The sequence below is a fragment of the Nonomuraea sp. NPDC050310 genome (assembly GCF_040655795.1).
Taxonomy (GTDB): Bacteria; Actinomycetota; Actinomycetes; order Streptosporangiales; family Streptosporangiaceae; genus Nonomuraea.
In genome coordinates this window covers 82,811-94,741 of sequence record NZ_JBFAKP010000026.1, presented here as the reverse complement: position 1 = coordinate 94,741, position 11,931 = coordinate 82,811, and the positions used below count along the sequence as shown (strand labels likewise).

Sequence of the window (11,931 nt, the reverse complement as noted above, 5' to 3'; positions counted from 1 at the left end):
TACCAGGCCACCGGCGTCATCACCCGCAAAGCCGGCACCGCCGCCACGATCAAATACCACTGGGTCCGCGACGGCCAGGCCGGCGACGAGCAGACCGCCACCTTCGCCAACGGCACCGCCACCGCCACCCTCGCCTGGCACCACGCCGGCCGCGAGGAGAAGGCCGGCACCCGGCACACCGTCGAACTGCGCCTGACCGGCGGCAAGGGCAACGCGACCAAGACCTACACCTTCACCTGCAAGGAAGCCCCCGAGGCCGACGTCAGAATCGCCGACCTCGAGGTCGGCGCCTACAACGGCTCCTGCACCCCGCCCCCGCAGCTCACCGCGCGGGCCGCGCTCCAGGCCTCGCAGGCCGGGACCGTCGAGTACCACTGGGTCGTGGACGGCAAGGCGAGCGCCGGGGAGAAGCACACCTTCACCGCCCCCGGCCAGACGCGGGTGGACCACGTCTTCACCGCCACCCGGCCCGGCAAGGTCGAGCTGGTCGTCGACAACTACAACAAGCCGCGCGCGGCCTACGACTTCCACGTCACCTGCAACACCAACGACCCCCAGCCGGTCGTGGCGCTCAGCCCGCTGGTCTCCGACGTGGCGGAGGACGCCGGTCTGTGCCCCTGGAGCATGCGGGTCTCGTCGATGGTGTCGGCCGACCGCGCCGCCACCGTCCGCTTCCGCTGGATGGTGAACGGCTCCGCACAGCCCGAGCAGAGTCTGACGCTCAAGGCCGGCGAGGAGCAGAAGATCATGAGGCCCGTCTTCTTCAGCGCGAGCAGGACCGAGAGGTTGACGCTGGAGGTCCTTTCGCAGAACGAGCCGTCGCGCACGGACTCCTTCGCCTGGACCTGCCACACCGTGGGCGCCGACATCCCTCAGGTCCACCCGGCCACCTACCACGGGAAGTGTGCGGAGGGCAGCTTCAGGGTGAGCGTCGCGCTGCGCTCCTTCACGGCGCAGACCGTCAAGTACCAGTACATCGACAAGAACGGCGACCCGCTTGAGGGCAAGACCCTCACGTACACGTTCACCGGCCAGGGCACGACCGGCCTCTCGACGGCCTTCGCACTACGGAAGTGGGACGGCACGGTCCGAGTCAAGATCCTTGAGCCCGCGGGCGGTCTGGTGACCAAGCCGGCCCCCCTCAAGATCACCTGCACGGACCGGGATTAGCCCACATCGAGATCGGCGGGGATCGTCAGGTTCGCGCCGACCCGGATCTTCGCCCCGTCGCACGTCACCCGCGCCCGTCCCGGGACGATGACGGTCAGCAGGGAACGCGCGGGGGGCGAGGTCAAGGTGGTGGACTCGGCCGTCTTCAGATAGCCGGTCGAGATCCGCTCCACCTTGCGCGCGGGCGGGGCCGCGGGCACGCAGCCGGGCATCTCGAACTGCACGAGGGTGAGCTGAGCCCCGGGCGCGAGATGCCAGACGGTGCGGATCCTGCGGCCGCCGCCGGCGCTGTCCAGCACGGCCATGGCGTCCGGTCCGTGGTGGACCAGCACCTTCCTGGTACGGCTGACGCCGAAGGCGTCGTCGGTCAGCTCGTACGCCTGCCGTACCGGCTGGATGCGGGAGCGGACCAGGCGGGTGGCGGTGCCGGGCCGGAAGCGCTCGCCCTCGACCAGCGGCACGTTGTGCGCTTCGGGGGTCGCGGTCCAGGCCACGTAGGGGCTCTTCTCGTAGGAGTGGAAGCCGGCCTCGACCAGGACGTCCTGGCCGCCGGCCCGGTAGGTGAGCCCGAGGTGGTCCTCGTGGCCGTGCAGGCGGCGGCCGGGGCCGAAGCGGATGGAGTAGTAGGCGGCCTTCGGCCCCCAGCCGCCGCGGCCGAAGACGTAGCCGCCGGTGAAGACGCCGACCGGCGAGGATGGCCGCGGGAACCCGGTGGGCCGCAGGTCGGCGGGGCTGTCGCCGAGCGGCACGAGCCGGCCGTCGGGCCGGGTGGCGTGCGCGATGTACGTCTCCAGCGCGGTCCGCCTGGCCCGCAGCCCGGCCGGCAGGGCGAGGCCGCAGCGGCGGGCGGCGGTGAAGGCGACGCCGAGGCGCTGGTGGACGTAGACGCCGTAGCGCGGGGCCTGTTCCGCGAGCGCCCCCTGCCCGTCGATGGCGAGCTCGGCCGAGCTGGTCATCCGGCGCAGCGCCAGGTCGCGCCAGCCGGCGACGTCGAGCCGGCAGCCCAGGCTGAGCAGGGCGATGTCCTGGTCGAGGCCGTGGTTGTGACCGGCGCGGTAGAGGGACGGATCGCTCAGGACCCGGGCGTGCTCGGCCATGCTCTCGGCCAGCCAGCCGTCCCGCACGTGCTCGCTGAGGCAGACGAGGGTGGGGGCGCGCAGGGCGACGGCGTGCTCGGCCCAGGCCCACTCGCTGGTGCCGGAACCGCCGCGCGGGTTGTCCTCCACCCAGTCCCTGGTGATGCGCTTGGCACGTTCCAGGTAGGCGCCGTCGCCGGTCCGCTCGTACTCGACGATCAGGCGGCCCATCCAGCGCAGGGCGTGCAGGCTCAGCATCCACGAGCGGTTGCGGTGCGGGTCCATGCGCCAGTCGAGGTCCGCGCCGAGCTCGACCGGCGGCAGGCCGTGGAAGGAGACCGGGCCCTTCAGCGCGTCGGCCTGGGCGAACTGGGCGCGGTCGCAGACCGGCCGGCCCGCGGTCCCGGCGAGGCTGGGCACCGCCGGGCGGTCCCACAGCGTCAGGGAGATCAGGACGAGCAGGCCGGCGAGCACGATCCGGCGCGTCCTCATCTGCTCACCGGGCCCTGGTCGGTCCAGCCGGCATGGGCGATCAGTTCCGGACGCCCGTCGGTCACCGAGGCCAGCACCTGGCCGTCGGCCGGATCGATGATCAGCTCCCGGTGGGCCGGGCGCGGCCAGGCCAGGTCGTAGGCGAAGGCCATGCCGGACCGGCCGCGCTCGTCGGTGGCCGGGCCGAGCAGGCGCACCGCGGGCAGCCCGGCCAGCGCCCGGTAGGCCGCCGCCCGGACCGCGGGCGGGGCGGGTTTGCTCCACAGCAGCCCGCTGAGCGCGTCGGCGAGCACGCCCTCGCGGGTCCTCCCGGCCAGATCGGCGGGCAACAGCGCGCTCATCGCGGCGGTCAGCCGGTCGGGCTCGGCGGGCAACTCCTGGATCTGCGCCAGGCTGAGGCCGCGCCCGGCGACGGTGAACGGCCGCGCGAGCGGCGTGGCCTCGCCCCGGCCGCCGGTGCGCTGCCACGCGCCGCCGGTCCTGGCCGCCCACAGCTCGCTCACCCGGCCGCCGGCGATCCGCTGGACGTGCCAGAACCGGCCCTGCCCGGCCACCGGGGCGCTCTCGACGTGGCTCGCCGCGGCCAGCAGGATGGACCGCCCGCGGAGCCGCACCGGCTCGCCGGTCGCCGCGGGTCCGGCCGGGGGGTTCGCGTCGAGCCGGGGCACCACCACGATCAGGGCCGCGGCGGCGACCAGGGCCGCCGACCACGCGCCCAGGACCCGCGTCCCCGGGCGGCGCGACGAACGCACCCGGCCGCGCGGTCCGGTCTGCCGGGTCCGTTCCTGCTCCACGCGCGCCCACACCCGGGAGCGTGCCCCGGGATCGGCGGACGGCTCGCCGTACAGGTCGATTACCTCGCGCAGCTCATCCATGACCGGCCTCCATGGGGTTGGCGCCGCCCAGCGCGTCGCGCAGCTTCCTCCTGGCCCTGCTGAGCCGGGAGCCGACCGTGCCGTACGGGATGCCGAGCGCCTCGGCGATCTCCTCGTGCGAGAGCCCGGCCAGGGCGACGAGCAGGAGCACGTCGCGGTCGCCGGAGTTGAGCCGGGCGATGGCCGCGGCCAGGCTGGGGCGCAGGCTCTGCGCGCTGACGCGGGCGGCCACCCGCTCCTCGTGCCCGGCGCTCGCGGGGTCGGGCACGCCGTGCCGGGCGATGGCCCGCAGCGCCCTGACCTCGGCCCGGCGGTGCTTGCCGACCAGGTTGGTGGCGATGCCGTACAGCCAGGTGCGGACCGAGGCCCGCGCCGGGTCGTAGTGCTCACGCTTGCGGTAGGCGGCCAGGAAGGTCTCCGCGACCACGTCCTCGGCGTCGTCCACCCCGAGGCGTTGGGCCACGTAGCGGTGGATCTCCCCGAAGTACGCGTCGAACACCTCGCTGAAGGAGTCGGCGAGGTTCGGCACCTCGGTCACGGTCATCTGAAGCCTTCCGGAAACGAAAGCGGTCGAGGGGTATCACCCGTTCGACCGCTTCGCTTTCACGCAGGTTCAGGAAATTTCATACAGAAAGGTAAATGTCCGCCCCGCCATCGTGGTGGACCTCGAGGTCGGTCCGGAAGGACCGGGCCGGCTGGGCGCCGGACTCGGTGAGCTTCCAGATGTGCTGCCACGCCTCGATCAACGCGCCCGGCATCTGGCCGCGCACCTCGATCCGCACCGTCGGCGCCGCCGGCACCCGCACGGCCACCATGCCCTCGGGCAGCTTGGGCACCGCGCGCACAGCCACGCCCACGACCTGCGTGTAGGCGCCGTGGTGATCGCTCTCGTAGTCGGTCAGCACCGCGTAGAGATTCTCGTCCATCCGCCCCGGCACGTGCGCGAAAGCCCCCGGCGCTCCGGCCCGCTGCCACAACCGCGGCAGCCGGGCGCGCTCCGGATCCGCCTCATCGGCGTTCGACGTCCGTACGGCGAGGCCGACCACTAGGAGTTCACTCCGGTCGATCACGTCCATGCATCCGATCATAAGGGCTGATGAACAGGGGAAAGCTCTTTCATGCCCCATCGCCGAATAAGGTAGACGAACGTGAAGTTTCTTAACGGGATCGAGCCCGCGCACGACCTGACCTACAGCGACGTCTTCATGGTGCCCTCGCGCTCCTCGATCGGCTCCCGGCTGGCCGTGGACCTGTCGACCACCGACGGCACCGGCACCACCATCCCGATCGTGGTGGCCAACATGACCGCTGTCGCGGGGCGGCGCATGGCCGAGACGGTCGCCCGCCGGGGCGGCATCGCGGTCATCCCGCAGGACATCCCGATCGACGTCGTCGCCGAGGTGGTCGACTGGGTCAAGCACCGCGACCTGGTCCACGACACCCCGCTCACGCTGACCGCGCACGCCACCGTCGGCGAGGCGCTCAACCTGCTGCCCAAGCGCGCGCACGGCGCGGTGATCGTGGTCGACGGCGAGCACCGCCCGATCGGCGTGGTCACCGAGGCCGACTGCTCGGGCGTGGACATGTTCACCCAGATCGAGCAGGTCATGTCCACCGAGCTCCTCACACTGCCCGCCGGGCTCGACCCGCGGGCCGCCTTCGACCGGCTGCACGAGGGCCGCCACCGGCTGGCCCCGATCGTGGACGGGCAGGGCCGGCTGATCGGCATCCTCACCCGTACCGGCGCGCTGCGCGCCACCCTCTACCAGCCCGCGCTCGACGCGCAGGGCCGGCTGCGCATCGCCGCGGCGGTCGGCGTCAACGGCGACGTCGCGGCCAAGGCCAAGGAGCTGCTCGAAGCCGGCGTCGACTGCCTGGTCGTCGACACCGCGCACGGGCACCAGGAGAAGATGATCTCCGCGCTGCGGGCCGTACGGGCGCTGGAGCCCGGCGTGCCGGTCGCGGCGGGCAACGTGGTGACCGCCGAGGGCGTCAAGGATCTGGTGGACGCGGGCGCGGACATCATCAAGGTCGGCGTCGGCCCCGGCGCGATGTGCACCACGCGGATGATGACCGGCGTGGGCCGGCCGCAGTTCTCCGCGGTGCTGGAGTGCTCGCTGGAGGCGCGCCGCCTGGGCCGGCACGTGTGGGCCGACGGCGGCGTGCGCCACCCGCGCGACGTGGCCCTCGCGCTGGCCGCCGGCGCGGCCAACGTGATGATCGGCTCGTGGTTCGCCGGCACCTACGAGTCCCCCGGCGACGCGCGCACCGACGCCAAGGGCAGGGTCTACAAGGAGAACTACGGCATGGCCTCGGCGCGGGCCGTCCGGCTGCGCACCGCCGAGGACTCGCCGTTCGACCGGGCGCGCAAGGCGCTGTTCGAGGAGGGCATCTCCACCTCGCGGATGTACCTCGACCCGGCGCGCCCGAGCGTCGAGGACCAGATCGACGCCATCGTCGCCGGCCTCCGCTCCTCGTGCACCTACGCCGGCGCGGCCAGCCTGGAGGAGTTCCACGAGCGCGCGATCGTCGGCATCCAGAGCTCCTCCGGCTACAGCGAGGGCATGCCGCTGCACCAGAGTTGGTAGCTTGGGACGTTCGCTCGAAATCAAGGAGAAACACGTGGCACTCGAGAAGCCGGAAATCGACTTCCCGGAGGGCAACCCGCCCGCCGACCTCGAGATCGTCGACATCTGGGAAGGTGACGGCGAAGAGGCCAAGCCCGGACACAACGTCAACGTCCACTACGTGGGCGTGGCGTTCTCCTCCGGCGAGGAGTTCGACGCGTCCTGGAACCGCCGGGACAGCTTCGAGTTCCCGCTCGGCGCGGGGCGCGTCATCGCGGGCTGGGACCAGGGCGTCGCCGGCATGAAGGTGGGCGGCCGCCGCAAGCTGGTCATCCCGCCGCACCTCGGCTACGGCAACCGCGGCGCCGGCGCCGCGATCAAGCCGGGCGAGACCCTGATCTTCGTGGTCGACCTGCTCGGCGTGCGCTGACCCTGGCGCGCGTGAAGGGCGGGCCCCTGCCGGGGTCCGCCCTTCACGTTTTCCTCCCGGTCTCCGGTGGTTTCCGGTTCCCGGTTTTTCCTGGTGTACGGCGGGCGTGGGCTCCTCTTCCTCTTGCTCTGCCGTACACCTGGCTTCTAGTGGCTGACCAGCTCCTTGTCCTCCGCGGCAGCCGGGGCGGCCTCGGTCGGCGGGACGCGGCGCAGCAGCCCGATCGACAGCAGCGCCCCGATGATCACCAGCCCCGCCGCGACGCCGGCCGCGACGTTGAGCCCCCCGGTGAAGGCGTCACGGGCCTGAGCGGCCAGATCGGCCCCGCCGAGCGAGAGCGCGGTGGTCAGGTTCTCGGCGGCCTGCGCCGGGACCCCGGCGGGCAGCAGCGCGGCGTAGACGGCGGTGCCGACGCTGCCCAGCAGCGCGACGCCGAGCGAGGTGCCGAGGTCGCTGGCGGTGGTGGTCACCGCGGAGGCGGCTCCGGCCTTCTCCGGCGGCGCCGCGCCGATCACCAGGCCCGGGGTGAGCGCCATGGTCGGCGCGATGCCCGGGTAGAGCACGAAGAACCCGGCGACCAGCAGCGGCAGCCCGTCGACGCCGACCTGGGTGAGCATGATGTAGCCGACCGCCTCGACCAGCAGGCCCGCGGCGATCACGTAGGCCGGGCGGATGCGCCGGGCGATGGCCGGGGTGTAGGTCGAGACCGCGACCAGGGCCAGCGCGGCGGGCAGGATCCACAGGCCCGACTCCAGCGGCGACAGCTCGGCGACGAGCTGCAGGTACTGGGTGAAGAGCAGGTAGACGCCGCCCAGGGCGACCGCGGCGAGCATGAAGACCGCCAGCGCGCCGCTGAACAGCCGGTTGGTGAACAGCCGCACGTCCAGCAGCGGCGTCTCCAGGCGGAGCTGACGGCGGACGAAGGCGGTGCCGAGCACGAGCCCCGCGGCGATGGTGAGCAGGGCGGCGGCGGTGGGACCGGCCTTGGCCAGCTCCTTGATCCCGTAGACCAGCGGCAGCAGCGTCGCCATCGACAGCACCACGCTGAGCGCGTCCAGGCGGCCTGTACCGCCCGGCGCCTTGTACTCCGGCACCAGCAGCGGCGCGCCGACCAGCACCAGGGCCATCACCGGGACGCCGGCCAGCAGCGCCGCGCCCCACCAGAACGACTCCAGCAGCACGCCGCCGACCAGCGGCCCGAGCGCGACGCCCGCCGAGATGGAGGCGGCCCACAAGCCGATCGCGGTGGCCCGCTGCCTGGCGTCGTGGAACATGTTGCTGATCAGCGACAACGTCGAGGGCATCACCGCCGCCGCGCCCACGCCCATCACCGCACGGGCGGCGACCAGCAGTTCGGCGGTCGGCGCGAAGGCGGCCACCGCCGAGGCGACGCCGAAGGCCGCCGCACCGAACAGCAGCACCTTGCGGCGGCCGATCCGATCGCCCACGGTGCCCATGGCCACCAGCAGGCCGGCCATCATGAAGCCGTAGATGTCATTGATCCACAGCAGTTGCGCCCCGCTGGGCCGCAGGTCCGGGGCGATCTGGGGCGTGGCCAGGAACAACACGGTCATGGCCAGGAAGAGCAGGACGGTGGGAAGCAGCAGCACAGAGAGGCCGAGCCACTCCCGAGCACCCGCGCGGTTCATTCGATCTCCTTAAGCATCTGTTCAAGCAGGTCCGCGGGATACACCGCCGGCCGGTCCGCAGGGACCTCGCAGGGGGTGACCACCACGTAGGCGTCGGCGTCGGCCAGCCACGGCCCCAGGTCCGCCGCCGGGGCCACCGACAGGTCGATCAGATCGACCTCCAGCCCTTGCAGGCAGGCCTGTTCCGCCAGCCAGTCGGCCAGCTTCCGGCCGGGGCCGGAGCGGTCGACGAGAATCGCCACTCGCATGTCCCACACAGTGCCGGGCAGCCCTACGGATCGGCTCCAGATCCGCTTTGGGTACGGTGACCCCATGCGTTTCGGGGTGCTTGGTCCGCTGGAGGTCCACGACCCGGACGGCCGGCCGGTCAGGATCCCCGAGGTGAAGGTCCGCACCCTGCTCGCCGCCCTGGTCGTCGAGGCCGGCCGCGTCGTTCCCGCCGACCGGCTGATCGACCATCTGTGGCCCGGCCAGCTGCCGGCCAGCCCTACGGGTGCGCTCCAGACGCGCGTCTCGCAGCTTCGCCGCGCGCTCGGCCGCGACCTGGTCGTGTGGCGCGCGCCGGGCTACGTGCTCGACGTGCCGGCCGACGCGGTCGACTCGCTGCGCTTCCAGTCACTGGTGGTCCAGGCGCGCGCCCTGGCCGATCCCGCCGAGCGGGCGCGGCTGCTGGCCGAGGCGCTCGGGCTGTGGCGGGGCGAGGCGCTGCCCGACTTCGCCGACGAGGAGTTCGCCGCGGCGGAGATCGCCCGGCTGACCGAGGTACGGCTGACCGCGCTGGAGGAGTGGGCCGAGGCGCGGCTCGACCTCGGCGAGCACCAGGCGCTGGCCGACGAGCTCGGCGACCTGGTCGCCCGGCACCCGCTGCGCGAGCGGCTGCGGGCCGTCCACCTGCGGGCGCTGTACCGCGCCGGACGGCAGAACGAGGCCCTCGACGGCTACCGCGAGGTGCGCGAGCGGCTGGCCGACGAGCTCGGCGTCGATCCCGGACCCCAGCTCACCGCCCTCTACCAGGCGATCCTCGCCCAGGACCCCGACCTGGAGGCGCCCGCCGCGCCCGCGGGCAACCTGCCCGTCCCGCTGACCCCGCTGGTCGGCCGGGCCGAGACGGTGAGCGAGCTCGGCCGGGCCCTGGCCGAGGCGCGGCTCGTCACGCTCACCGGGCCCGGCGGGGTCGGCAAGACCCGGCTGGCCCTGGAGGTGGGCGGTTCCGTCTCCGGGTTCACCGACGGGGTGTGGCTGGCCGAGCTCAGCCCGGTCCATCCGGCCGACGGCAGCGCCACCCCCGATCTGGAGGTACTGCTCGCCGAGACGGTCTCGGCCGCGCTCCGGCTCCGGGACGAGAGCGCCGCCGCCCCCGGCGCGTGCGCCGCCGAACGCCTGGCCGAGAGCCTGCGCGGCAAGCGCATGCTCCTCATCCTCGACAACTGCGAGCACGTGATCGAGGCCGCCGCGCACCTGGCCGCCCGCCTGCTCGGCACCGCCCCTGACCTGCGCATCCTGGCCACCAGCCAGCGCCCGCTCGGCCTGGCCGGCGAGCTGCTGCGGCAGGTCCAGCCCCTGGCCGAGCCCGCCGCCGCCGAACTGTTCGCCCAGCGCGCCCAGCTCACCCTCGACGCCGGCACCGCCGCCGCGGTGGCCACCATCTGCGGCCACCTCGACGGCCTGCCGCTGGCCCTCGAACTGGCCGCCACCCGGGTCCGCGCCCTCGGCGTGCAGGAGCTGGCCGCCCGGCTGGAGGACCGCTTCCAGCTCCTCACCACCGGCCACACCGGCGCGCCCGCCCGCCAGCGCACCCTCCGCGCGATGATCGACTGGAGCTGGAGCCTGCTCGGCGACGACGAGCGGACGCTGCTGCGCCGCCTGGCGGTCCAGGCCGACGGCTCCACCCTGCGCGCGGTCGAGCAGATCGCCGGGGAGACCGGGCTGGACGTGCTCACCGTGCTGCCCGCGCTGGTCGACCGCTCGCTGGTCGCCCTCTCCACCGTCACCGAGCCGCCGCGCTACCGCCTCCTGGAGTCGGTCGCCGCGTACGCCTCGGAGCGGTTGCGGGAGGCGGGCGAGGACGAGCTGATCTCCTCGCGGCACCGCGCCTACTACGCCGGCCTGGCGGTGACGGCCGAGCCGTACCTGCGGGGGCCGGAGCAGCGGCACTGGCTGGCCGTGCTGGACGCCGAGACCGGCAACCTGCGCCTGGCACTCGACTCCGCCCTGCGGCACGGCGAGCACGCCCGGGTGCTGGCCATGGTCAACGCGCTGGCCTGGTACTGGGTGCTGCGCGGGCGGCTGGGCGAGGGGCGGCGCTGGCTCACCATCGCCGCCGGCTTCGAGTCGGCCGGGCTGGAGCCGGCGCGGCGGGTCGCCCGGCTGTGGCTGGCCGCCTTCTCGCTGCGCGTCGGCGAACTGCCCAGCGACCTGGCTCCGGGCGGCGACTCTCTTGAGCCGGCCGAGGCTTCCTTGGAAGTGGCCAGGGCTTCGCTGGAGCCGGCCAGAGCCTCGACGGAGGTGGCCAGGGCCTCGACGGAGGTCGCCAGGGCCTCGACGGAGGTCGCCAGGGCCTCGACGGAGGTCGCCAGGGCCTCGACGGAGGTGGCCAGGGCTGAGTGGTTCCTGATCCACTCCAGGCTCGGCGTCGGCGACCAGCCCGAGCTGGAGGAGACCGCCCGCCGTACCCTCGCCGCCTTCACCGCGACCGCCGACCGGTGGGGCACCGCGGCGGTCCTGTCCACCATGGCCAGGCAGGCGATGCTACGCGGCGATCTGGTACGGCTCGCGCAGTACGGCGAGCAGAGCCGCGCCCTGTTCGAGGAGCTCGGCGACCGGTGGGGCCTGCTGTACGCCCTGTCCTCGCTCGGCTCGCACGCGGAGATCACCGGCGACTACGTCCGGGCCGAGCGGATGCACCGCGAGGCCCTGCGCCTGGCCGAGGAGCTCGCCCTGGGCTCCGAGGCCGCCAACCAGCTCGCCTACCTGGGACGCATCGCCCTCCTCAACGGCGACCACGCCAAGGCAGACGACCTGCACGGCCGGGCCTCGCGCCTGGCCGCCGAGCAGGGGTACGTCCTCGGCGAGGAGTTCGCCGACCTCGGGCTCGCGCTCAGCGCCCGCCGCCAAGGGCGGCTCGACGAGGCCGAGGCGTACCTGCTGCGCTGGCTCGGCTGGGACCGCCGGCTGGGCTCCGACGCGGCGCTGTCGTTGATCCTGGCCGAGCTCGGCTTCGTGGCCGAGCAACGCGGCGAGCTCGACCGGGCCGCGGCCTGGCACGAGGAGGGGCTCGCCGCCGCGCGCAAGACCGGCGACCCGCGGGCGCTCGCGCTCGCCCTGGAGGGGCTGGCCGGGGTCCGCCTGGCCGCCGGCGATCCCGCCGAGGCCGCCCGCCTCCTCGGCACCGCCGCCGCCCACCGCGCCTCCGTCGGCGCTCCCCTGCCCGAGGGGGAACGCTTCGACGTCTCCCGCATCACCGCCGCCGCCGTGGCCGTCCTGGGCGAGTCCCGCTTCACCACCGAACAAGCCACCCCACCCCACACCCTCTGACCCCCTGGGGGAGCTCCGGAACCCCACCGACTCGCCCACGACCCCGGCCGGCTCCCCCTTCCTCTTAGGGGAGCCCGCCACGCTTCCCTCCTCCAGGCGAACCCACGCGGCTTCCCCTTCCTCCCGCAGAACCCCGCC

General features: G+C 73.7%; 10 protein-coding genes. 4 read left to right on the top strand and 6 right to left on the bottom strand.

The window, feature by feature from the left end; genetic code table 11:
- On the top strand, positions 1–1,170 hold a 1,170-nt coding region (locus AB0I67_RS37915), incomplete at its 5' end, for a hypothetical protein (protein ID WP_357934280.1).
- Here AB0I67_RS37915 and AB0I67_RS37910 read toward each other — a convergent pair.
- From AB0I67_RS37910 to AB0I67_RS37895, 4 genes are all read right to left on the bottom strand, one after another.
- Positions 1,167–2,738: a heparinase II/III family protein gene (locus tag AB0I67_RS37910; protein WP_357934277.1), complete on the bottom strand. Its 1,572-nt coding sequence runs from the start codon at positions 2,736–2,738 to the stop codon at positions 1,167–1,169. The two genes, AB0I67_RS37915 and AB0I67_RS37910, sit on opposite strands and share 4 nt — an antisense overlap.
- The gene (locus AB0I67_RS37905; RefSeq protein WP_357934274.1) at positions 2,735–3,613 is read right to left on the bottom strand and encodes a CU044_5270 family protein; all 879 of its coding nucleotides are present in this window, start codon (positions 3,611–3,613) and stop codon (positions 2,735–2,737) included. The genes AB0I67_RS37910 and AB0I67_RS37905 overlap by 4 nt, the downstream gene beginning before the upstream one ends.
- Positions 3,606–4,157 (bottom strand): RNA polymerase sigma factor, encoded by a 552-nt coding sequence (locus tag AB0I67_RS37900; RefSeq protein ID WP_357934271.1) that lies wholly within the window; start codon positions 4,155–4,157, stop codon positions 3,606–3,608. The genes AB0I67_RS37905 and AB0I67_RS37900 overlap by 8 nt, the downstream gene beginning before the upstream one ends.
- A gap of 79 nt (positions 4,158–4,236) precedes the next feature.
- Positions 4,237–4,689, bottom strand: coding sequence for an effector binding domain-containing protein (locus AB0I67_RS37895; RefSeq protein WP_357934269.1), 453 nt, complete (start codon positions 4,687–4,689; stop codon positions 4,237–4,239).
- 72 nt (positions 4,690–4,761) lie between these two features.
- Between AB0I67_RS37895 and AB0I67_RS37890 the strand changes: the two genes are divergently transcribed.
- Together AB0I67_RS37890 and AB0I67_RS37885 are read left to right on the top strand one after the other, a co-directional pair.
- Positions 4,762–6,201 carry a GuaB1 family IMP dehydrogenase-related protein gene (locus tag AB0I67_RS37890; protein ID WP_357934266.1) on the top strand — a complete coding sequence of 480 codons (1,440 nt, stop codon included), beginning with the start codon at positions 4,762–4,764 and terminating at the stop codon, positions 6,199–6,201.
- Between the two features lie 34 nt (positions 6,202–6,235).
- Entirely contained in the window at positions 6,236–6,610 is a 375-nt protein-coding gene (locus AB0I67_RS37885; RefSeq protein WP_357934263.1) for an FKBP-type peptidyl-prolyl cis-trans isomerase, read from the top strand.
- A 146-nt stretch (positions 6,611–6,756) separates the two neighbouring features.
- On the opposite strand, the gene AB0I67_RS37880 is transcribed toward AB0I67_RS37885, so the two are convergent.
- On the bottom strand, positions 6,757–8,259 hold the full coding sequence (locus tag AB0I67_RS37880; protein ID WP_357934260.1) for an MFS transporter: 1,503 nt from the start codon (positions 8,257–8,259) through the stop codon (positions 6,757–6,759).
- Positions 8,256–8,501: a hypothetical protein gene (locus AB0I67_RS37875; RefSeq protein ID WP_357934258.1), complete on the bottom strand. Its 246-nt coding sequence runs from the start codon at positions 8,499–8,501 to the stop codon at positions 8,256–8,258. Before AB0I67_RS37875 ends, AB0I67_RS37880 begins: the two co-directional genes overlap by 4 nt.
- A 70-nt stretch (positions 8,502–8,571) precedes the next feature.
- Between AB0I67_RS37875 and AB0I67_RS37870 the strand changes: the two genes are divergently transcribed.
- Positions 8,572–11,793, top strand: a complete 3,222-nt coding sequence (locus tag AB0I67_RS37870; RefSeq protein WP_357934255.1) for a BTAD domain-containing putative transcriptional regulator — start codon at positions 8,572–8,574, stop codon at positions 11,791–11,793.
- The last annotated feature ends 138 nt before the right edge of the window (positions 11,794–11,931 follow it).

Excerpts from the sequence above, each read along its gene's own strand:
- AB0I67_RS37880 (WP_357934260.1), bottom strand. The coding sequence starts at position 8,259 with ATGAACCGCGCGGGTGCTCGGGAGTGGCTCGGCCTCTCTGTGCTGCTG.
- AB0I67_RS37910 (WP_357934277.1), bottom strand. The coding sequence starts at position 2,738 with ATGAGGACGCGCCGGATCGTGCTCGCCGGCCTGCTCGTCCTGATCTCC.
- AB0I67_RS37900 (WP_357934271.1), bottom strand. The coding sequence starts at position 4,157 with ATGACCGTGACCGAGGTGCCGAACCTCGCCGACTCCTTCAGCGAGGTG.
- AB0I67_RS37905 (WP_357934274.1), bottom strand. The coding sequence starts at position 3,613 with ATGGATGAGCTGCGCGAGGTAATCGACCTGTACGGCGAGCCGTCCGCC.
- AB0I67_RS37870 (WP_357934255.1), top strand. The coding sequence starts at position 8,572 with ATGCGTTTCGGGGTGCTTGGTCCGCTGGAGGTCCACGACCCGGACGGC.
- AB0I67_RS37895 (WP_357934269.1), bottom strand. The coding sequence starts at position 4,689 with ATGGACGTGATCGACCGGAGTGAACTCCTAGTGGTCGGCCTCGCCGTA.